At 72.6% G+C, this 19,620-nt stretch carries 18 protein-coding genes and 1 tRNA gene; 10 read left to right on the top strand and 9 right to left on the bottom strand.

Features of this window, described 5'->3' with window-relative positions; genetic code table 11:
- Positions 1 to 31: 31 nt before the first annotated feature.
- Positions 32 to 1,231 (top strand): RimK family alpha-L-glutamate ligase, encoded by a 1,200-nt coding sequence (locus tag C1N71_RS04415; RefSeq protein ID WP_137755304.1) that lies wholly within the window; start codon positions 32 to 34, stop codon positions 1,229 to 1,231.
- A 66-nt stretch (positions 1,232 to 1,297) separates the two neighbouring features.
- On the opposite strand, the gene C1N71_RS04410 is transcribed toward C1N71_RS04415, so the two are convergent.
- Positions 1,298 to 2,734, bottom strand: a complete 1,437-nt coding sequence (locus C1N71_RS04410; RefSeq protein WP_137755303.1) for an MFS transporter — start codon at positions 2,732 to 2,734, stop codon at positions 1,298 to 1,300.
- A 251-nt stretch (positions 2,735 to 2,985) separates the two neighbouring features.
- Between C1N71_RS04410 and C1N71_RS04405 the strand changes: the two genes are divergently transcribed.
- Genes C1N71_RS04405 through C1N71_RS04380 form a run of 6 tightly spaced genes read left to right on the top strand, consistent with a single transcriptional unit; the run spans position 2,986 to position 9,378 of the window.
- Positions 2,986 to 4,467 (top strand): fumarylacetoacetate hydrolase family protein, encoded by a 1,482-nt coding sequence (locus C1N71_RS04405; protein ID WP_137755302.1) that lies wholly within the window; start codon positions 2,986 to 2,988, stop codon positions 4,465 to 4,467.
- Positions 4,464 to 5,138 carry a GntR family transcriptional regulator gene (locus C1N71_RS04400; RefSeq protein ID WP_137755301.1) on the top strand — a complete coding sequence of 225 codons (675 nt, stop codon included), beginning with the start codon at positions 4,464 to 4,466 and terminating at the stop codon, positions 5,136 to 5,138. Before C1N71_RS04405 ends, C1N71_RS04400 begins: the two co-directional genes overlap by 4 nt.
- 25 nt (positions 5,139 to 5,163) lie before the next feature.
- Positions 5,164 to 6,654: a 5-carboxymethyl-2-hydroxymuconate semialdehyde dehydrogenase gene (hpaE, locus tag C1N71_RS04395; RefSeq protein WP_137755300.1), complete on the top strand. Its 1,491-nt coding sequence runs from the start codon at positions 5,164 to 5,166 to the stop codon at positions 6,652 to 6,654.
- 32 nt (positions 6,655 to 6,686) lie between these two features.
- Positions 6,687 to 7,802 (top strand): 3,4-dihydroxyphenylacetate 2,3-dioxygenase, encoded by a 1,116-nt coding sequence (hpaD, locus tag C1N71_RS04390; RefSeq protein ID WP_137755299.1) that lies wholly within the window; start codon positions 6,687 to 6,689, stop codon positions 7,800 to 7,802.
- On the top strand, positions 7,799 to 8,605 hold the full coding sequence (locus C1N71_RS04385) for a 2-keto-4-pentenoate hydratase (RefSeq protein WP_254678095.1): 807 nt from the start codon (positions 7,799 to 7,801) through the stop codon (positions 8,603 to 8,605). Before hpaD ends, C1N71_RS04385 begins: the two co-directional genes overlap by 4 nt.
- A complete protein-coding gene (locus C1N71_RS04380; protein WP_137755298.1) occupies positions 8,590 to 9,378 on the top strand; it encodes an HpcH/HpaI aldolase family protein in 789 nt (262 codons plus the stop codon). The genes C1N71_RS04385 and C1N71_RS04380 overlap by 16 nt, the downstream gene beginning before the upstream one ends.
- Before the next feature lie 11 nt (positions 9,379 to 9,389).
- Here the strand turns inward: C1N71_RS04380 and C1N71_RS04375 are convergent, their stop codons facing one another.
- From C1N71_RS04375 to C1N71_RS04365, 3 genes are read right to left on the bottom strand one after another with little or no spacing between them, the layout of a single operon-like run.
- Positions 9,390 to 10,313, bottom strand: coding sequence for an NAD(P)-dependent oxidoreductase (locus C1N71_RS04375; protein WP_137755297.1), 924 nt, complete (start codon positions 10,311 to 10,313; stop codon positions 9,390 to 9,392).
- A gap of 46 nt (positions 10,314 to 10,359) precedes the next feature.
- Positions 10,360 to 10,932 (bottom strand): hypothetical protein, encoded by a 573-nt coding sequence (locus C1N71_RS04370; protein ID WP_137755296.1) that lies wholly within the window; start codon positions 10,930 to 10,932, stop codon positions 10,360 to 10,362.
- Between the two features lie 48 nt (positions 10,933 to 10,980).
- Complete coding sequence (locus C1N71_RS04365; protein WP_137755295.1) at positions 10,981 to 11,898, bottom strand: LysR family transcriptional regulator; 918 nt, start codon at positions 11,896 to 11,898, stop codon at positions 10,981 to 10,983.
- A gap of 81 nt (positions 11,899 to 11,979) precedes the next feature.
- Here C1N71_RS04365 and C1N71_RS04360 point away from each other — a divergent pair, with 81 nt between their 5' ends.
- Entirely contained in the window at positions 11,980 to 12,813 is an 834-nt protein-coding gene (locus C1N71_RS04360) for an SDR family NAD(P)-dependent oxidoreductase (protein WP_137755294.1), read from the top strand.
- Positions 12,814 to 12,828: 15 nt separating this feature from the next.
- Here the strand turns inward: C1N71_RS04360 and C1N71_RS04355 are convergent, their stop codons facing one another.
- From C1N71_RS04355 to gltX, 5 genes are all read right to left on the bottom strand, one after another.
- Positions 12,829 to 13,818 (bottom strand): hypothetical protein, encoded by a 990-nt coding sequence (locus C1N71_RS04355; protein WP_137755293.1) that lies wholly within the window; start codon positions 13,816 to 13,818, stop codon positions 12,829 to 12,831.
- A 22-nt stretch (positions 13,819 to 13,840) separates the two neighbouring features.
- Entirely contained in the window at positions 13,841 to 14,245 is a 405-nt protein-coding gene (locus C1N71_RS04350) for a DUF1304 domain-containing protein (RefSeq protein ID WP_137755292.1), read from the bottom strand.
- 101 nt (positions 14,246 to 14,346) lie between these two features.
- A tRNA-Gln gene (locus C1N71_RS04345) sits at positions 14,347 to 14,418 on the bottom strand.
- Between the two features lie 119 nt (positions 14,419 to 14,537).
- Positions 14,538 to 15,449 (bottom strand): NAD(P)/FAD-dependent oxidoreductase, encoded by a 912-nt coding sequence (locus C1N71_RS04340; protein WP_368074139.1) that lies wholly within the window; start codon positions 15,447 to 15,449, stop codon positions 14,538 to 14,540.
- Between the two features lie 2 nt (positions 15,450 to 15,451).
- Positions 15,452 to 16,957 carry a glutamate--tRNA ligase gene (gltX, locus tag C1N71_RS04335; RefSeq protein ID WP_137755291.1) on the bottom strand — a complete coding sequence of 502 codons (1,506 nt, stop codon included), beginning with the start codon at positions 16,955 to 16,957 and terminating at the stop codon, positions 15,452 to 15,454.
- Between the two features lie 114 nt (positions 16,958 to 17,071).
- Between gltX and C1N71_RS04330 the strand changes: the two genes are divergently transcribed.
- Positions 17,072 to 18,265: a low temperature requirement protein A gene (locus tag C1N71_RS04330; RefSeq protein WP_175414096.1), complete on the top strand. Its 1,194-nt coding sequence runs from the start codon at positions 17,072 to 17,074 to the stop codon at positions 18,263 to 18,265.
- Between the two features lie 69 nt (positions 18,266 to 18,334).
- Positions 18,335 to 19,609, top strand: coding sequence for a glutaminase (locus C1N71_RS04325; RefSeq protein ID WP_137755289.1), 1,275 nt, complete (start codon positions 18,335 to 18,337; stop codon positions 19,607 to 19,609).
- Positions 19,610 to 19,620: the final 11 nt, after the last annotated feature.

The raw sequence follows: 19,620 nt of genomic DNA, 5'->3' as shown, positions 1-19,620 counted from the left end.
CATCCAACCAGGGAAGCCAGGTGCACATCCCATGAGGCTCGCGATCCTCTCCCGCGCCCCGCGCGCCTACTCGACGCGTCGACTGCGCGCCGCCGCAGCCGATCGCGGGCACGACGTCAAGGTGCTCAACACGCTGCGCTTCGCGATCGACCTCTCGGGCGACGAGCCCGACCTGCAGTTCCGGGGACGCCAGCTGCGCGACTACGACGCGATCCTGCCGCGCATCGGCAACTCGATCACGTACTTCGGCACCGCCGTCGTGCGGCAGTTCGAGCAGATGGACGTGTACACGCCGAACACCGCGAACGGCATCACGAACTCGCGCGACAAGCTGCGCGCGACCCAGATCCTCGCGCGCCACGACATCGGGATGCCCGCGACGACGTTCGTGCGCGACCGCAACGACGTGATCCCCGCGATCGAGCGCGTCGGCGGCGCGCCCGTCGTGCTGAAGCTGCTCGAGGGCACGCAGGGCATCGGCGTCATCCTCGCGCCCACGATGAAGGTCGCGGAGGCGATCATCGAGACGCTGCAGTCGACGCGGCAGCAGGTGCTCATCCAGCGCTTCGTCGCCGAGTCGCGCGGCCGCGACATCCGCGCGCTCGTCGTCGGCGACCGGGTGGTCGCGGCGATGCGGCGCGTGGCGCAGGGCGACGAGTTCCGCTCGAACGTGCACCGCGGCGGATCCGTGGAGGCCGTGACGCTCGACGCCGAGTACGAGCGCGTCGCCGTGCGGGCCGCGCAGATCATGGGCCTCAAGGTCGCGGGCGTCGACATGCTCGAGGGCGCCGACGGACCGCTCGTCATGGAGGTCAACTCCTCCCCCGGCCTCGAGGGCATCGAGCGTGCGACGAACCTCGACATCGCCGGCGCGATCGTCGACTACATCGCCGACCAGGTCGCCTTCCCGCAGATCGACGTGCGCGAGCGCCTGTCGGTCTCGACCGGCTACGGCGTCGCCGAGCTCGTCGTGCACGGCGACGCCGACATCGTCGGGCGCACGATCCGCGAGTCGGGCCTGTTCGAACGCGACATCACGGTGCTCACCGTGCACCGAGGCACGTCCGTCATCCCGAACGCGAAGGGCCGCGAGGTGCTGCAGGCGGAGGACCGCCTGCTGTGCTTCGGCCGCCTCGAGGAGATGCGCTCGATGATCCCCGAGCGGCCGAAGCGCCGCAAGCGCGTGAAGCGCCTGCCGAAGGACGCCATGCAGGAGCTGCAGGAGGACTGACCCGCCGCACGCGCGAGCGCCCCCGCCGACCAAGGTCGACGGGGGCGCCGTGCGTCGCGGGGTGCGTCAGCGCTTCGCGAGCGCCTCCGCCTGCGCGATGGCCTCGCGGTCGACGGCCGACAGGTCGGACTCCTCGACGGCGTCGCCGCGGCGCCAGCCGGCCCACTTGCCCGACTGCTCGAACTCGACCGACAGCGGCACGCCCGTGCGGTCCTTCGTCAGCAGCGTGCCGACGATCGAGACGACGACGGTCACGAGCAGGTAGCCCACGATCGCCCACGTCGTGCCGGTCGACTGCAGCAGCGCCTGCGCGATGGTCGGCGCGAACGCGCCACCGATGATGGCGCCGATCGCGTAGGCGATCGAGACGCCCGAGAAGCGCACCGATGCCGGGAACGACTCGGCGTACCAGGCCGCCTGCGCGCCGTAGGTGAGGCCGAGGCCGATGCCGAGCAGGATCGTCGCGAACGCGACGCCCATGACGCCGGTGTAGACGAGCTCGAACAGCGGCACGATGCCGATCGCGAGCACGACCCAGCCGATGAGGTAGACGCGCTTGCGACCGATGCGGTCGGAGAGGTAGCCGGCGAGGAAGGTGAAGACGAGCCACGACACCGAGCCTGCGAACGCCGCGAGCTGCACGCCGACGGGGTCGAATCCGAGGCCGGGAGGCGTGCCGTCGACGGGTCGCGAGGCCAGGCCCTGCACGTAGCCGCCGGTCGTCATGTAGCCGGCGGCGTTGTTGGCGCAGAAGATCATGGCGCACGTCAGCACGACGAGGCCGTAGCGCTTGAAGACCTGCACGATGGGCGCCGACTGCTCCTGCGCCGTCTCCTTGATCTCCTGGAACACGGGCGACTCGTCGACCGAGCGGCGCACGACGAAGCCGATGACGACGAGGATGATCGAGACGAAGAACGGGATGCGCCAGCCGACCTCGAGGAAGGCGTCGCCCGGGAAGAGGGCGCGGATCGCCGCGAGGATGCCGGTGGCGAGCATGAGCCCGAGGGGCACGCCCATCTGCACGAACGAGCCGTAGAGGCCACGGCGGTTCGCCGGTGCGTGCTCGATGGCCATGAGCACGGCGCCGCCCCACTCGCCGCCCGCCGAGAGGCCCTGCAGGATGCGCAGCAGCATGAGCAGGATCGGCGCGATGATGCCCGCCTGCTCGAACGTCGGCAGCGCGCCGACGAGCGTCGTCGCGAGGCCCATGAGCAGCAGCGTGATGACGAGCATCGGACGGCGGCCGATCCGGTCGCCGAAGTGCCCGGCGAGGAACGCGCCGAGGGGCCGGAACAGGAACGAGATGCCGATGGTGACGAGCGACAGGATCGCCGCCACGTCGGGTCCGGCCGGCTGGAAGAACAGCTGGGCGAACACGAGGTTCGCCATGAAGGCGTAGATGAAGAAGTCGTACCACTCGATCGTGGTACCGACGACGACTGCGCCGAGGACCTTGTTGCGCTCGCGCGCCGAGACGCGGTGCGTGGATGTGCTGGACACGGGGACTCCTTCGTCCGTGAGGGATCGTCATCGACCAAGCGGGAGCCTAGCCCACTTCCCGAACGATCGGTCAGGAAATGCCGAGCGACGACGCGATCGCTCGCGACGCCCTCGTCCTCGACCGGGCCGGAGCCCGATGGCGGCGAGCATATACGATCGTGTGCACGATTCGTCAAGAGCCCGTCTCCATCGAGGCGACGCGCCACCCTCGGCCCCTTGCGCCGCCCGGCAGATCGTATACGATGACGTCCATGACCGACTCGACGACGAGCGCGGACGCCGCACGCGCCGGATGGGACCTGTTGGGCGCGAAGCCGGGCAAGGTCGTGGCGATGCACATCGGCTACGCCGCCCGGGCCGCGCAGAAGGGTCGCACGCCCGAGGCGCCCGGCTACTTCCTGAAGCCCGCGACGTCGCTCACGACCGGTGGCGCGGTCGAGCTGCCCGCCGGCTGCGAGATCCTCGGCTTCGAGGGCGAGATCGCCCTCGTGATCGGCCGCGAGGTGCGCCGCGTCGACGAGGCGGACGCGTGGGACGCCGTCGCATTCGTGACCGCGGCGAACGACCTCGGCGTCTTCGACCTGAGGTGGGCGGACAAGGGCGCCAACGTGCGCTCGAAGGGCGGCGACGGCTTCACGCCCGTCGGTCCGACGCTGCTGCCCGCCGCCGAGCTCGATCCGGCCGCCATCGAGATCCGCGTCTGGCTCGACGGCGAGCTCGTGCAGGCCGACGACACCTCGACGCTGCTGTTCTCGCTGCCGCAGATCGTCTCCGACCTCTCGCAGCTCATGACGCTCGAGCCGGGCGACGTCATCCTCACCGGCACCCCTGCAGGCGCCTCCACCTTCGCGCCCGGGCAGCGGGTCGAGGTCGAGGTCGCGGCGGCGGGGCGCTCGACGGGGCGCCTCACGACGACGGCCGTGCAGGGCACCGCTCCCCTGCCGCCGTACTCGGCGCAGCCCAAGCCGACGCCCGAGCAGTGGGCGGACGCCTCGGGCCGCCCCGTCGCCGACGTCCAGGCGCCCGCCGAGCCCGTGCTCGACGACGCGCTGATCGCACGCATCGAGCGCGTCGCGACGGCGACGCTGTCGTCGCTGTTGCGGAAGCGCGGCATCGTGAACGCGACGATCGACGGCCTGCGACCCTCGCAGCCAGGCACGCGCATGACGGGCCTCGCACGCACGCTGCGGTACGTCCCCAACCGCGAGGACCTCTTCCGCACCCACGGTGGCGGCTACAACGCGCAGAAGCGCGCCGTCGACTCGCTGCGGCCGGGCGAGGTGCTCGTGATGGACGCGCGCGGCGAGACCCGCTCGGGCACGCTCGGCGACATCATCGCGCTGCGCGCCCGCACCCTCGGCGCCGCCGGCATCGTCACCGACGGCGGCGTGCGCGACCTCGCCGCCGTGACCGAGATCGGCATCCCCACCTACCACTCGGGCGCGCATCCGAGCGTGCTCGGCCGCTGGCACGTGCCGTGGGGCGTCGACGAGACGATCGCCTGCGGCGGCACGACCGTGCAGCCCGGCGACGTCATCGTCGCCGACGACGACGGCATCGTCGTCATCCCGCCCGGCATCGTGCGCGAGCTCGTCGACGAGGCCGAGGTGCAGGAGGCCGAGGAGGCCTTCATCGCCCGCATGGTCGAGGAGGGGCACCCGGTCGACGGGCTCTTCCCCATGGATGCCAGGTGGCGCGCGCGCTTCGACGCGGAGCGGGGGGCGCAGGCATGACGCGCACGTCGAGCAAGTCGCAGCTCGCCTACGAGCACCTGCACGAGCGCATCGAGCGCGGCGTCTACGGCCCGGGCTACCGGCTCGTGCTCGACGCGATCGCGCGCGAGCTCGGCGTGAGCGTCGTGCCCGTGCGGGAGGCGCTGCGCCGGCTCGAGGCCGAGGGCGTCGTGACGTTCGAGCGCAACGTCGGCGCGCGCGTCACCGAGATCGACCCGGGCGACCTGCACGACACCACCGAGACGCTCGCGATGGTCGAGGGCGCGGCGATCGGCCTCGCCGTGCCGGCGCTCACGAGCGACGACGTCGCCGAGGCGCGACGCCTCAACGCGCAGATGCGCGAGAGCCTCGACGCGTTCGATCCCGTGCGGCTCACGCGGCTCAACGAGGCCTTCCACCGCACCCTCACCGACCCGTGCCCCAACGAGCAGCTCAAGGGCCTCGTCGACGACGGATGGCGGCGCCTCGCGAGGCTGCGCCAGTCGACCTTCGGCTTCGTGCCCGGTCGCGCCCGCGAGTCGGTCGAGGAGCACGAGCGCATCCTCCTCCTGCTCGAGACCGGCGCGCCCGCTCGCGAGGTGGAGCTCGCCGTGCGCGACCACCGCCTCGCATCCCTCCACGCCTACCTCGATCGCGCGGGCGAGGACGCCCGCGCCGTCGAGCACCCCTGACGACCCCCTCACGGAAGCGACAGCCATGACGAACCGTCCTGCGAACCTGCCCACCCATCTGCAGCACCACATCGGCGGGAAGGCCGTCGACTCGATCGGGGGTGAGACCTTCGAGGTCATCGACCCCGTCTCGAACGAGGTCTACGCCACCGCCGCCGCCGGCCAGCAGGCCGACGTCGACGCCGCCGTCGCCGCCGCGACGCTCGCGTTCGAGGAGGGGCCGTGGCCGCGCATGAAGGCGCGCGAGCGCGCCCGCATCCTCATGCGCATCGCCGACGTCGTCGCCTCGCGCGACGACGAGCTGAGCGCCTACGAGTCGTTCGACTCGGGCCTGCCCATCACCCAGGCGAAGGGCCAGGCGCAGCGCGCCGCCGAGAACTTCCGCTTCTTCGCCGACCTCATCGTCGCCCAGCGCGACGACGCGTACAAGGTGCCCGGCATGCAGCTGAACTACGTCAACCGCAAGCCCAAGGGCGTCGCCGGCCTCATCACGCCGTGGAACACGCCGTTCATGCTCGAGTCGTGGAAGCTCGGCCCTGCGCTCGCCTCCGGCTGCACCGTCGTGCTGAAGCCCGCGGAGTTCACCCCGCTGTCCGCATCCCTCTGGGCGGGCATCTTCGCCGAGGCGGGCCTGCCCGACGGCGTGTTCAACCTCGTCAACGGCATCGGCGAGGAGGCGGGCGACGCGCTCGTGAAGCACCCGGGCGTGCCGCTCATCTCCTTCACGGGCGAGTCGTCGACCGGGCAGCTCATCTTCCGCAACTGCGCCGAGCACCTCAAGGCCATGTCGATGGAGCTCGGCGGCAAGAGCCCCGCGATCGTCTTTGCCGACGCCGACCTCGACGCCGCGATCGACTCGACGCTCTTCGGCGTCTTCTCGCTGAACGGCGAGCGCTGCACGGCGGGCAGCCGCATCCTCGTCGAGCGCGCCGTCTACGACGAGTTCGTCGAGCGCTACGCCGAGCGCGCCCGTCGCATCGTCGTCGGCGACCCGTCGGATCCCGCCACCGAGGTGGGTGCGCTCGTGCACCCCGAGCACTACGACAAGGTCATGTCGTACGTCGAGCTCGGCAAGGAGGAGGGCCGCCTCGTCGCCGGCGGCGGCCGCCCCGAGGGCCTCGACACCGGCAACTACGTGGCCCCGACGGTCTTCGTCGACGTGCCGCCGACGGCGCGCATCTTCCAGGAGGAGATCTTCGGCCCCGTCGTCGCCATCACGCCCTTCGACTCCGACGAGGAGGCGCTGCGACTCGCGAACGACACCCGCTACGGCCTCGCCGCCTACGTGTGGACGAACGACCTCACCCGCGCGCACACCTTCGCGCAGTCGATCGAGGCGGGCATGGTGTGGCTCAACAGCCACAACGTGCGCGACCTGCGCAGCCCCTTCGGCGGCGTGAAGGCCTCGGGCCTCGGCCACGAGGGCGGCTACCGCAGCCTCGACTTCTACTCCGACCAGCAGGCCGTGCACATCACGCTCGGCGACGTCCACACCGCGCGCTTCGGCGCCCGCTGACCCCCGACCACCAGCTCGACGAGGAGCAGACCATGAGCGCCCCGACCGCCAACCCGAACCCCATCCCCACGCCCACGGCGCCCGCACCCGACATCGTGCGCTGCGCATCCATGGAGCTCGTCGTCACCGATCTCGCAGCGAGCCGGGCGTTCTACGTCGACGTGCTCGGACTGCACGTGACGGAGGAGGACGACGAGGTCATCTACCTGCGCTCGTTCGAGGAGTTCATCCACCACAACCTCGTCCTGCGCACGGGCCCTGTCGCCGCCGTCGCCGCCTTCTCGTACCGCGTGCGCACCCCGGAGGACGTCGACCGCGCCGAGGCATGGTTCCAGGAGCTCGGCTGCCGCACCGAGCGGCGGAGGGACGGCTTCGTCAAGGGCGTCGGCGACACCGTGCGCGTCGAGGACCCGCTCGGCTTCCCCTACGAGTTCTTCCACGAGGTCGAGCACGTCGAGCGCCTCCACATGCGCTACGACCTCTACTCGGCGGGCGAGCTCGTGCGCCTCGACCACTTCAACCAGGTCACGCCCGACGTGCCGCGCGGCCGCGGCTACCTCGAGGACCTCGGCTTCCGCGTGACGGAGGACATCAAGGACGACCAGGGCGTGACGTACGCCGCGTGGATGCACCGCAAGGGCACCGTGCACGACACGGCGCTCACGGGCGGCGACGGCCCCCGCATGCACCACGTCGCGTTCTCGACGCACGAGAAGCACAACATCATCCAGATCTGCGACAAGCTCGGCGCCCTGCGCATGAGCGACCACATCGAGCGCGGCCCCGGCCGCCACGGCGTCTCGAACGCGTTCTACCTGTACATCACGGACCCCGACGGGCACCGCATCGAGATCTACACGCAGGACTACTGGACGGGCGACCCCGACAACCCGGTCATCACGTGGGACGTGCACGACAACCAGCGCCGCGACTGGTGGGGCAACCCCGTCGTGCCCTCCTGGTACACCGAGGCGTCGCCGGTGCTCGACCTCGACGGGAACGTCGTCGAGACCGTCGCACGCACCGACTCGTCGGAGATGGCCGTGACGATCGGCGCCGACGGCTTCTCGTACACGCGCGCGGGGGACGAGGACGGCACGTACCGCGGCGAGGCGTCGAAGGGCTTCAAGCTGGGGCACCAGCTGTGACGGAGGTCGCGCCCGGTCGCGGCCTCGACGACGCGACCGTCACGGCGCTCGCCGACGAGCTCGCCGAGGCGACGCGCACGCGCGGCACCGTCGAGCTGCTCACCACGCGGCATCCGACGATGACGGTCGACGACTCCTACGCGGTGCAGCGCATCTGGCGCGCGCGCCGGGAGGCGGACGGCCACCGCGTCGTGGGCCGCAAGATCGGGCTCACGAGCAAGGTCATGCAGGTCGCCACCGGCATCTCGGAGCCCGACTACGGCGTCATCTTCGACGACCAGGTGTTCGCATCGGGCTCGACCCTCGAGCACGGGCGGTACGCGAACGTCCGCGTCGAGGTCGAGCTGGCCTTCGTGCTCGCCGAGCCGCTCGGCGCCGGCGCGACCGAGCACGACGTCCTCGCCGCCACCGAGGCGATCGTGCCGGCGCTCGAGGTGCTCGACTCCCACATCCAGATGGAGGGGCGCACGATCGTCGACACGATCAGCGACAACGCCGCGCTCGGCGCCATGGTGCTCGGCGACGTGCGCGCGGCGCCGGACGACGTCGACCTGCGCTGGGTGGGCGCGCTGCTCTCTCGCAACGGCGAGATCGAGGACTCGGGCGTCTCGGGTGCCGTGCTCGGGCATCCCGCCCGTGGCGTCGCGTGGCTCGCCGGCAAGGTCGGCGCGCACGGCGACCGGCTCGAGGCGGGCGAGATCGTGCTGGCAGGATCCTTCACGAAGCCCATGTGGGTCGAGCGCGGCGACGAGATCGCCTGCGACTACCGCGATCTTGGAGTCATCACGTGCCGATTCGACTGAAGCCGACGCTCGCCGATCGCCTCGCGGGCGCCGAGCATCCGCTCGTGGGCGTGTGGACGGCGTCGTCGAGCCCGATCGCGGCGGAGATCATGGCGGGCTCCGGCGCCGACCTCGTGCTCGTCGACGGCGAGCACTCCCCCGTCGGCATCGACGGCCTCGTCGGCGTGCTGCAGGCGATCGAGCCGTACGACGCGACGACCCTGGTGCGCGTACCGTGGAACGACCCCGTCGTCATCAAGCAGGTGCTCGACGCCGGCGCGCAGAGCCTCGTCGTGCCGATGGTGTCGACCGAGGCGGAGGCGGTAGCCGCGGTGCAGGCGATGCGCTACCCGCCGCGCGGGATCCGCGGCATCGGCTCCGCGCTCGCGCGGGCGTCGCGGTGGACGGCCGTGCCCGACTACGTCGCGACGGCACACGAGCTCGTCGCGCTCGCCGTGCAGATCGAGACCGTCGAGGGCGTGGCGAACGCGGAGGCGATCGCCGCCGTCGACGGCGTCGACGCGATCTTCGTCGGCCCCGCGGACCTCGCCGGGTCGATGGGATTCCCGCCCGCCGACGAGGTGCGCGCCGCGGTCGTGTCGGTGATCGATGCGGGACGCGCGGCGGGCACGCCCGTCGGCGTCAACGCGTTCGTCGCCGACGACGCCGATCACTACCTGGCGGCGGGCGCCGCGTTCGTGGTCGTCGCGGCCGACGTCCTGCTGCTCGCGGCCGGCGCCCGCGCCGCCGTCGCGCGCCTGCGGCCCGCCGAGGGCGAGACCGGCACCTACTGAGCGGCCGAGCGCTACACGCGGTTGCGGACGGGCTCGCCCGCCTCGATCGCCGCGAGGTTCTCGAGCACGAGCGCAGCCGCACCCCTCGGTCGACCGCCTGCGACGTGCGGCGTGATGAGCAGGTGCGGCGTCGTCCACAGCGGATCGCCGGCGGGCAGGGGCTCGACGCGCGTGACGTCGATCGCGGCGGCGCGCAGCGTGCCCTGCTCGAGGGCGGCGCGCAGGTCGTCCTCGTCGACGACGGCGCCGCGGCCGACGTTGACGAAGAGCGCGTGGTCGGGCAGCGCCGCGAGGACGCCTGCGTCCACCACGCGGTCGGTCGCGGCGGTCGCGGGCAGGATCGAGACGAGCACGTCGACGCGCGGCAGCAGCTCGGGCAGCAGGTCGTGCGCGACGACCGGGTAGCCGCCGCGGTCGCCCGTGGAGCGCGCGATGCCGGTGACGCGTGCACCGAGCGCCTCGAGCATCGGCGCGAGGCGCTGCGCGATGCCGCCGAAGCCCCAGATCGCCACGTGGGCACCGTCGAGGGTGAAGCGCCCGCCCGTCTGCGGATCGGCCTGGTCGGCGCGATAGGCGTCGTCCCACCGGCCCTCGTCCTGCGCGCTCGCGAGCCGAGGCAGGTCGCGCACGAGCGCGAGCAGCATGGCGAGCGTGTGCTCGGCGACGGTCGCGTCGTGCAGCGAGCGACCGGAGGCGAGCGCGACGCCGTCGTCGAAGCCCGCGGCTGCGATGACGTCGGGCCCGGCCGAGAGCGTCTGCACGAGACGCAGTCGCGGCAGCGCGGTCGCCTCGGCCAGCCGCTCGGCGGGCAGCACCCACTCGACGAGCGCATCCGCGTCCCGATGCTCGTCGGGGATCGGCCGATCGGGGTCGAACGCCACGACCTCGTGGCCGGGCAGGTCGAGGGACACGGTCGACGGGACGAGCACCTTCATGCCGACGATCCTCGCAGAGCCCGCCCGAGCGGCTCGCCCTGTCGCGTCAGCGCTGCAGGAGCACGTCGAGGCCGACGGCGATCGCTGCCGCGACGCGCCAGTCGAGGCGCGCACCGTTCGGCGCGGCGGGCAGCTGCACGTCGTAGACGTCGCGCATCGCCCAGGCGCGCTCGACCGCGAGGATGGGCGTGCCGTCGTTCGCCGCGAAGTCGAAGTGCATGGGCCAGCCGATGTCCGAGATGCGGCGCAGGATGGCGAGCAGCTGGCTGCGCTCCTGCCCCGAGCCCTCGAGCCCCTGCGAGGGGACGCCGAGGTGGAACGTCGTGCGCAGCAGGCTCTTGCCGAAGTCCTTGCGGAACCAGCCGATGGGCTGGCCGGCGCCATCCGTGATGTCGTAGGTGGCGCCGAGGTCCATCACCTGCTGGGCGCGGAAGCCGAAGACCGGCTGGGTGCGCTCCTCGTCGGCGAAGAACGTGACCTGCTCCCGCAGTGCCATGCGCTTCTGCTGCGCGATGCCGAGGATGGGTCCGTCCTTGCCTCCCGCGCGGATCTCGAAGCGGTTCACCGTGAGGCTCAGGCGCTGGCGGACGGTGATGCGGTCGTACTGGGGCTCGGTCACGGACGCGAGCGTATGCCCGGCGACGCATCCGATGCTGGACGCACGCCGTCAGCGGCCCGAGCGTGCGGCGATGCTCGACGCCTCGACGTGCACCGCGTCGCGCACGGCCGCTGCGGGCAGCGACCGCTCGCCGACGCTCGCGAGCAGCAACGACCGCGGCACGAGGCGGGGGTCGTCCACCGCGACGGCGACGACGCCCGGCGGCAGGGCGTCGATCAGCAGCGACGGCACCGTCGTGACGCCGAGGCCGGCGGCGACGAAGCCGAGCCTCGCCGTCCACTCCTCGAGGGTCGCGACGACCTCGGGATCCGGCAGCGTCGGCCACGGCCCGAACTGCGGAGCGCCGGGCGCTCCACCACCCGCGATCCACGGCTCGCGCCGCAGCTCGTCGACCCCGACGCGCCCGGCGCCCGCGAGCCGGTGCTCGGCGGCCACCGCGACCACGGGTCGCCCGACCGGCAACGGCTCGAGGTCGATGCCCGCGTCGTCCCACGCCGGCAGGTCGTCGCCGGACGCGACGAGCGCGAGATCCAGACGTCCGGCGCGCAGTCGGCGCAGCTGCACGGGCGTCGATGCGATCGCGAGCTCGACGTCGACGGCCGGATGCTCGTGCCGGAGGCGCGCGAGGGCGACGGGCACGAGCCTCGCGGCCGCGGCGGGGAACGCACCGAGCGCGACGCGCCCGCCGACGGTTGCGTCGAGCACCTCGAGCTCGCGGGCCGCGACCTCGAGCCGATCGAGCACTGCCGCGGCGTGCCGCGCGAGGCGCCGGCCGGCCTCGGTCGGGACGACCCCGCGCGGACGACGCACGAGCAGCGGCGCGCCCGCGGCCGCCTCGAGCGCCGCGATCTGCTTCGACAGCGCCGACTGCGTGAAGCCGAGTCGCTCCGATGCTGCGGTGAGCGAGCCGGCCTCGAGCACGGTGCGCAGCGCGCGGAGCAGTTGGGGATGCACGTCGAGCGTCATCGCACCAGCATTCCAGGACGGACTGCCAGCAGTGCTGGATCGTCGCTGGTGGCATGGCTCGCCGTTCGAGATCGTCGAGGCATGACAGCACACGACGGCACGAAGACCTGGCTCATCACGGGAGCGACGAACGGCCTCGGCCGCGTCTGGGCCCGGGCAGCGCTCGAGCGCGGCGACCGCGTGGTCGCGACGGGCAGGCGCATCGAACGGCTCGACGACCTCGTGGCGGTCCACGGCGACGCGCTGCTGCCGCTCCGCCTCGACGTCGCGGATCGGCAGGCGGTCCTCGAGGCGGTGGCCACCGCGCACGAGCACCTCGGCCGACTCGACGTCGTCGTGAACGGTGCCGGATACGGCCAGTGGGGCATGGTCGAGGAGCTCACCGAGCGCGAGCTGCGGGAGCAGCTGGAGACGAACGTCCTCGGCACCGTCTGGGTGACGCAGGCCGTGCTGCCCATCCTGCGTCGCCAGCGCTCCGGCCACGTCGTGCAGGTCACGAGCGAGGGCGGCGTGCGCGCCTATCCCGGCATCGGGGCGTACCACGCGTCGAAGTGGGCCGTGGAGGGGCTCAGCGAGTCCCTCGCGCAGGAGGTCGCCGGGTTCGGCATCCACGTGACGTGCGTCGAGCCGGGACCGTACGACACGGGCTTCTCCGGAGCGATCCGTCGGAGCGCGCCCATGCCCGAGTACGACGCGGTGCGGGCCGCCGACGCGTCGACGTTCTCGCTCGGCGACCCGACGGCGACGGCCGCGGCCGTGCTGCGGCTCGTCGACGCGGAGCGCCCGCCGCGACGCCTCGTCCTCGGCGACGTCGTGCCCGCGATCGTCGGCATCCACGAGGAGCGCATCGCGACGTGGCGCGCATGGGAGGACGTCTCCCTCGCAGCGTTCGGCGGCGAGCGCGCGAAGGCCTGAGGCGCCGTGCCGCGCTCACACGTGGGTGAGCGAGGCCTCGACGTCGCCGAGCGTGCGCAGCAGCGGCTGCACGTAGGGGCGGTACTCGTCGACGGCGGACACGGGCGCGTCGCGCGTGAGCCGCCACCACGCCTCCCACCGCTGCACGCCCGACAGGGCGATCGCTGCGTCGGCCGCGCGCTCGAGCGTCCTGCCGCCGGCTCGCCCGCGCCACCCGGCGAGGTACGCCGCGCGGATCCGTTCGAGGTCGTCGCTGGCGACGCCGCGCGCACGAGCACTGCCGAGCAGCACGCGCAGGGTGCCGAACGGGTGCGCGACGACCGCGTCGCCGAGGTCGCCGATGCGCAGCGCGCCGCCGACCTCGAAGGCGTTGCCGAGGTGCAGGTCGTCGTGCTCGAGGCTCGCGGGGATGCCGGCGTCGGCGAGCACGGCGAGCAGCTCGTCGACGCGCGGGACGCGGGCGAGGATCGCGGCCCGCGCCTCGTCGTCGAGGTGGAGCGGATGCTCGGGCGGCAGCGCGCCCGCTTGCGCGACGCGCTCGCGCAGGCGCGCGACGACACGTGCGGGACGGATGTCCGGCACGCCCGCGGCGACGAGCTCGTCGGCGTGCGGCTCGAGCGCCCGTTGCAGCCGGCCCATGGTCTCCCCCAGCGCGATGCGGGTCGCGATGGGCGCGTGACCGCCCTCGTGCAGCACGCCCGCGTCCGCCGTGAGCAGCCTGGCACGCGCGACGTCGATGGCCAGCGGCTCGAGCACGAGCCCGGGTGCGACGCGGTGCGCGATCGCCGTCGCCGCCATCTCGCTCGCCGATCCCGGATGGTTCTCCTTCGCCCATCGCACGCCGGCATCCGTCTCGATGCGCAGCACGGCCGACCAGATCCGCACGCGATGCTCGTCGATGCGGGTCACGGTCTCGCCGCGATCGGCGAGCGCGACGCGGATCCACTGGTGCATGTCCGCACGCCAGGCGCCGCTCGTCCAGCGGACGCGGTGGTCGACGGTCATCGGCGCGCGGATGCGGCCGACCTCACGCGGCGAGGGTCGCGATGAGCAGCGAGATCAGCCCGAGCAGCGGGAACGCGCCCTGGATGGCAGCCGCGCGCGCCTTCGATCGGTCGGTCGCGACGAGGTAGAGCGCGGCGACGAGCATGGAGCCGAGCCCCGCCGTGAGCAGCGCGTCGCCCGCCGCGCGCTCCCCCGAGACGGGATCGGCGACGAGCACGAGGAGGACGCCCGCCGCCGCGACGATCGCGAGCAGCAGGTTGTAGACGCCCTGGTTCGCGGCGAGCGACCGCGTCACGACGGCCGTCTCGGGCGTCGTGCCGAAGATGCGGCGCGTGGCCGGCTGCTCCCAGCGCAGCGTCTCGAGCACGAAGATGTAGACGTGGACGGCGGCCGCCAGGGCGGCGAACACAGCGGCGACGACGATCATGACGGTCCTCCTGAGATCGCACCCGACCCTACGCCGTGCAGCGCCGCGCACGCGCCCGGAGCACGAGAAGAGCGCCACCCGATCGGGTGACGCTCCGCTTGCTGGGGTACCTGGACTCGAACCAAGAACAACTGAACCAGAATCAGCCGTGTTGCCAATTACACCATACCCCAATGGCCCTCGGGCCAAGCATCGAGCATAGCCGACGGGCAGGGTGCACGCGAATCGACGGCGGCCCACCGCGTGGCGCGCGAGCGTCGACGACGAGCTCGCTGCGCTCGCCCGAGCGTGGCTAGCGACCAGCGGCGATCAGGTCGCGGTTGATGACCGACGACGCGATCGTGCCCTCGCCCGCGGCGACGGCGAGCTGCCGGAAGCCCGGCGTGATGTCGCCGGCGGCGTAGATGCCGGCGACGCTCGTGCGCTGGCTGCCGTCGACGATCACGAGGCCGTCGGCGTCGCGGTCGAGGCCGAGCAGGTCGGCGAAGCCGATGCTCGCGTGCCAGCGCGGTCGCACGAAGCCGCCTGTGCGCGTCGAGCGGCGGCCGTCCTCGAGCACGACCTCGCGCATCCCCTCGCGGTCGCCCTCGAGGGCCGCGATCGGCGTGCGCTCGACCGCGATGCCGAGCGCGCCGAGACGCGCCTCGTCGTCGCGAGAGACCTCGGCGACGCCGTTCGTGAAGATCACGAGGTCATCGGTGTGCCTGCGGATGACGAGGGCGCGCTCGGCGAGGTCGTCGGTCTCGCCGATGAGCGCGAGCGGCTGGCCGCGCTTGTCGTAGCCGTCGCAGTCCATGCACGAGTGCAGGCTCGTGCCGTACCAGGGCCGCACCAGCGACGGCAGCGGCAGCGCCTCGGTGAGGCCGGTCGCGACGAGGACCGCCGGGCTGTGCACCTCCGTCTGCTCGTCGTTGCCGGGACGCTTCGCGACCGTGACGAATCCGCCGGGCACCGGCGAGATCGAGTGCACGATCGTGCGCTCGTACGTCACGGTCGGGTAGGCGAGCACCTCCTCGCGGCCGAGCGTGCGCAGCTCGAGCGGCGAGATGCCGTCGCGGCTGAGGAAGCCGTGACTCACGAGCGTCGCCGCGTGCCGCGGCCGATTCGAGTCGAGCAGGGCGACGCGGCGCTGGGCGCGCGCGAGGTTGAGCGACGCCGCGAGCCCGGCGGGCCCGGCGCCGACGACGACGACGTCGACGTCCACGCTCAGATGCGGGCCATGAGGCGCTGGAGGCGCGCGACGGTCTCGTCGCGGCCGAGCAGCACCATCGACTCGAACAGGGGCGGCGAGACGCGTCGACCCGAGAGCGCGACGCGCAGCGGCGTGAACGCGAGGCGCGGCTTCAGCCCCATCCCGTCGATGAGCACCTCGCGGAGCGTGCGCTCCACGTCCTCGATCGTGAACGGCACCGCCTCGTCGGCGAGCGCGGCGGCAGCGGCGGCGAGCGTCGCGTGCGCGTCGTCGCGCAGCGCGCCGAGCGCGTCCTCCTCGTAGTGCAGCTCGTCTGCCGAGAGGAACAGGAAGCGCAGCATGCCGTCCGCCTCGCCGAGGAGCTGCATGCGCTCCTGCACGAGCGGCGCGGCCTCGGCGAGCAGCGCGAGCTCGGCGTCCGTCGGCGGCGACGACAGCGCGTCGCCGAGGTACGGCACGAGGCGCTGCGCGAAGTCGGCGGGGTCGAGCGCGCGCACGTGATCGCCGTTCAGCGACTCCGCCTTCTTCGCGTCGAACCGCGACGGGTTCGGGTTCACGTCCTCCACGTCGAACGCGGCGACGAGCTCGTCGCGCGTGAAGACGTCGCGGTCGGGCGCGATGGCCCAGCCGAGCAGCGCGAGGTAGTTGAGCAGCCCCTCGGGGATGAAGCCGGCCTCGCGCAGCAGGAAGAGGTTCGACTGCGGGTCGCGCTTCGAGAGCTTCTTCGCGCCCTCGCCCATGACGTACGGCAGGTGGCCGAAGCGCGGGATCGCGTCGACGAGGCCGATGTCGGCGAGCGCGCGGTAGAGCGCGATCTGCCGCGGGGTCGACGACAGGAGGTCCTCGCCGCGCAGGACGTGCGTGATGCCCATGAGCGCATCGTCGACGGGGTTCACGAACGTGTAGAGCGGCTGGCCGTTGGGGCGCACGACGACGAAGTCGGGCGAGGAGCCCGCGGGGAAGGTGATCTCGCCGCGCACGAGGTCGTCGAACGAGAGGTCCTCGTCGGGCACCCTGAGGCGCAGGCTCGGCTGGCGCCCCTCGGCGCGGAACGCGGCGCGCTGCTCGTCGGTGAGGTCGCGCTCGTGGTTGTCGTAGCCCTGGCGCGGATCGCGGCCCGCGGCGCGGTTGCGCTCCTCCATCTCCTCCGCGGTCGCGTACGACTCGTAGAGATGCCCGGCCTCGAGCAGGCGATCGATGATGCCCCGGTAGATCTCGCCGCGCTGCGACTGGCGGTACGGCGCGTGCGGACCGCCCGTCTCGACGCCCTCGTCCCAGTCGATGCCGAGCCACCGCATCGCCTCGAGCAGCTGCTCGTACGACTCCTGGCTGTCGCGCGCCGCGTCGGTGTCCTCGATGCGGAACACGAGCCGACCGCCCGTGTGCCGCGCGTACGCCCAGTTGAACAGCGCGGTGCGGATGAGGCCGACATGCGGGGTGCCGGTGGGAGACGGGCAGAAGCGGACGCGCACGTCGGCGCCCGTGGCGGTGGAGAAGGGGACGCTCATGGCGTGTCCCATCCTAGGCGGCGGGCAATCCGCTCCGACCATGCGCCCCACGGCCGTGCAGCCCGCCTGCCCATCGCGGTCGGCCGCGGGGCGATCCGGCGTCCGCGGCTCTGCCATCATCGCGTCATGACGGGCGGATGGTTCGGGCTGCGGCGCGACGTGCTGCGACACGACTCGGATGGCGACGCCGACCGCGTCACGTTCATCGAGCTGTTCTTCGACCTCGTGTTCGTCTTCGCGCTGACCCAGCTCTCCGCGTACCTGTACGAGCACCAGGATCTGCTCGGCGCCCTCGAGGGCGTGATCATGGTCTGCGCGCTGTGGTGGGTGTGGATCTCGACGACCTGGGTGACCAACTGGCTCGATCCTGAGCATCTGCCGGTGCGCAGCGCGGTCGTCGCGCTCGCCTTCGTCGCCTTCGTGCTGAGCGTCTCGATCGCCGAGTCCTTCGGCGATCGTGCCTGGGCGTTCGCCATCGCCTACGTCGTGCTGCAGCTGGGCCGCACCGCGTTCCTCGCGTGGGCGACGTGGCGCCACGACCGCGAGCTCGCCGAGCTCGTGCTGCGCCTGCTCTTCTGGGTCGGCATCGGTGCGGTCCTCTGGATCGCCGGTGCGTTGCTGCCGCTGCCTGCGCAGCTGCCGATGTGGTGCGCGGCGCTCGTCGTCGACTACGTCGCGGCCAGCACCGGATACCGCACCCCCGGTCTCGGCCGTGCGCCGATGGAACGCTGGGACGTGACCGGCACGCACATCGCCGAGCGCGCTGCGCTCTTCGTGCTGATCGCGCTCGGCGAGTCGTTCCTCGTGACCGGGTTCGCGTTCGTCGCGACGGAGACGACCCCCGCATCCGTCGCCACCATGGTCAGCGCGTTCGCCGCGGCCGCCGCGATGTGGTGGATCTACTTCGACCACGGCGAGCGCATGGGGTCGGAGGCCATCGCACGATCGAAGTCTCCCGGCCGGCTCGCGCGCACCGCCTACACCTACGTCCACCTCGCCGTCATCGCAGGCATCGTGCTGATGAGCGTCGCCGACAAGGAGATGCTGTCGCATCCCGACGAGCCGTCGCTCGCAGCCTCGCTCGCCATCCTCGGCGGCCCCGCGCTGTTCCTCACGGGCACCGTGCTCTTCCGCTCCGTGCTCGAGCGTCGGTGGATGCCGACGCAGCTCGCGGGGATCGGTGCGCTCGCGGCCGCCGGCGCCCTCGCCCCGTTCGTGCCCCCGGTCGTGCTCGGCGTGACCGCGACCCTCGTGCTCGTGGCGGTGGCCGCCGCGGAGTCCGTCGTGCGCCTCCGGGAGGGCCGGCGCAGCGGCGGATGAGCGCGGTCGGGGCCACGCAGCCCATCGCGGCCGGCAGGCGCCTCGCGGAGCGTGTGATGGGCTGAAGGCATGCGCTCCCCGCTGCCCGACTACATGACCGAGGTCCTCGAAGCCTGCTCCGAGGAGGACGGCGGCGAGCTCGCCGCGTACATCCCGGAGCTCGCGCGGGCGGATCCGACGCGGCTCGCGCTCGCGCTCGCGACGCCCGACGGCACGCGCTACGCCGTCGGCGACGCCGACGTGCGCTTCACGATCCAGTCGATCTCGAAGCCCTTCGCGTACGCGCTCGCGCTCGTCGACCACGGGCTCGACGCCGTGCTGGAGCGCGTGGGCGTCGAGCCCTCGGGGGAGGCGTTCAACGAGATCTCGCTCGACCCGTCGTCGAATCGGCCCCTCAATCCCATGATCAACGCGGGCGCGATCACGGTGCACTCGCTGCTCGACGCCGATCGCGTCGCCGCCGGATTCGCCGCGTTCGCCGGCCGTGACCTCGAGGTCGACGAGCGCGTCTGCGCCTCCGAGCTGGAGGCCGCCGACCGCAACCACGCCATCGCCTACATGCTGCGCAACCACGGCATCGTCGATGCGGATCCGCACGCGATCGTCGAGGGCTACACGCGGCAGTGCTCGCTGCTCGTCGACGTGGCCGATCTCGCGGTCATGGCCGCCACGCTCGCGAACGCGGGCACGAACCCCGTCACGGGCGAGCGGGTCGTGGCGCGCTGGGTCGCCCGCCAGACGCTCTCGGTCATGACGACATGCGGCATGTACGACGCCGCGGGCGACTGGTTCACGACGGTCGGCATCCCCGCGAAGTCCGGCGTCTCCGGGGGCCTCATCGGCGCGCTGCCGGGCAAGGGCGGCTTCGCGGCGCTCTCGCCCCGGCTCGACCGGCACGGCAACTCCACGCGCGGGGTGCAGATCTTCGAGCGGCTCTCGGCCGACATGGGCATGCACCTCATGGAGGTGCCGCCGGCGGCGCGTCCATTGCGGCACGGCCACGAGTCCGCCGATCGCGACGACGACGGCTCGCGCGAGTCCATCTACGAGCTGCAGGGCTCGGTCGACTTCGTCGGCATGGAGCGGCTGCTCGTCGAGCTCGAGCGCGAGGACGACGACGAGCGCGAGATCGTGCTCGACCTCGCGCGCGTGCACGAGGTGCGCGACGTCGGACGCCGCATGCTGCTCGAGGCTGCCCGACGACTCGGGCTCGACGGGCACGCGGTGACGTTCGTCGACCCCGACGACATGCTCGAGATCGGGGACGCGGACGCGATCGACGTGGGCGACGGGCCCGAGGCGCGCGTCGTGCGCGAGCGCGAGGTGCGCGAGCACGAGGGCTGACGGGGGCGTCG

This window comes from Agrococcus sp. SGAir0287, assembly GCF_005484985.1.
Classification (GTDB): domain Bacteria; phylum Actinomycetota; class Actinomycetes; order Actinomycetales; family Microbacteriaceae; genus Agrococcus.
The sequence above is the reverse complement of the archived record's forward strand: the minus strand, read 5'-3'. Positions and strand labels throughout refer to the sequence as shown.

Bases quoted from the DNA above. Each gene is read 5' to 3' on its own strand.
- C1N71_RS04415 (WP_137755304.1), top strand. From the start codon at position 32: ATGAGGCTCGCGATCCTCTCCCGCGCCCCGCGCGCCTACTCGACGCGT.
- C1N71_RS04405 (WP_137755302.1), top strand. From the start codon at position 2,986: ATGACCGACTCGACGACGAGCGCGGACGCCGCACGCGCCGGATGGGAC.
- C1N71_RS04400 (WP_137755301.1), top strand. From the start codon at position 4,464: ATGACGCGCACGTCGAGCAAGTCGCAGCTCGCCTACGAGCACCTGCAC.
- hpaE (WP_137755300.1), top strand. From the start codon at position 5,164: ATGACGAACCGTCCTGCGAACCTGCCCACCCATCTGCAGCACCACATC.
- hpaD (WP_137755299.1), top strand. From the start codon at position 6,687: ATGAGCGCCCCGACCGCCAACCCGAACCCCATCCCCACGCCCACGGCG.
- C1N71_RS04375 (WP_137755297.1), bottom strand. From the start codon at position 10,313: ATGAAGGTGCTCGTCCCGTCGACCGTGTCCCTCGACCTGCCCGGCCAC.
- C1N71_RS04365 (WP_137755295.1), bottom strand. From the start codon at position 11,898: ATGACGCTCGACGTGCATCCCCAACTGCTCCGCGCGCTGCGCACCGTG.
- C1N71_RS04360 (WP_137755294.1), top strand. From the start codon at position 11,980: ATGACAGCACACGACGGCACGAAGACCTGGCTCATCACGGGAGCGACG.
- C1N71_RS04355 (WP_137755293.1), bottom strand. From the start codon at position 13,818: ATGACCGTCGACCACCGCGTCCGCTGGACGAGCGGCGCCTGGCGTGCG.
- C1N71_RS04350 (WP_137755292.1), bottom strand. From the start codon at position 14,245: ATGATCGTCGTCGCCGCTGTGTTCGCCGCCCTGGCGGCCGCCGTCCAC.
- gltX (WP_137755291.1), bottom strand. From the start codon at position 16,957: ATGGGACACGCCATGAGCGTCCCCTTCTCCACCGCCACGGGCGCCGAC.
- C1N71_RS04330 (WP_175414096.1), top strand. From the start codon at position 17,072: ATGACGGGCGGATGGTTCGGGCTGCGGCGCGACGTGCTGCGACACGAC.
- C1N71_RS04325 (WP_137755289.1), top strand. From the start codon at position 18,335: ATGCGCTCCCCGCTGCCCGACTACATGACCGAGGTCCTCGAAGCCTGC.